This is a genomic window from Psychrobacter sp. 16-MNA-CIBAN-0192, from assembly GCF_040309565.1.
Taxonomy (GTDB): domain Bacteria; phylum Pseudomonadota; class Gammaproteobacteria; order Pseudomonadales; family Moraxellaceae; genus Psychrobacter.
On sequence record NZ_JBEOOX010000540.1, the window covers coordinates 1 to 250 of the forward strand.

Consider the following 250-nt stretch of genomic DNA (forward strand, 5'->3'; position numbering starts at 1 on the left):
CTTTAACAGATGAGTTTTGAACTAAAAACTCAGCGTGTGCGCGTAATAAATCAGCGTACTTGCCTTCAACTGTCGCTTTATCAAAATCAAAGTAAATTACTTGCTCTTGACGAAGTGCTTCGTATTTTTGACGAAGTTGCTCTTCTGCACGTTGCTCTGGCGAAATTGTCGCTACTTCAACTGTGTCAGTATTTGTTGATTGCTCAACCATACCTTGATTTGATTGGTTAGCTGCGCCTTCATCTATATC

At 40.0% G+C, this 250-nt stretch carries 1 protein-coding gene; it reads right to left on the reverse strand.

Features of this window, described 5'->3' with window-relative positions; all coding sequences use genetic code 11:
• A partial coding sequence (locus tag AAEY78_RS14295; protein ID WP_352340089.1) for a hypothetical protein occupies window positions 1-250 on the reverse strand: 250 nt, incomplete at both ends.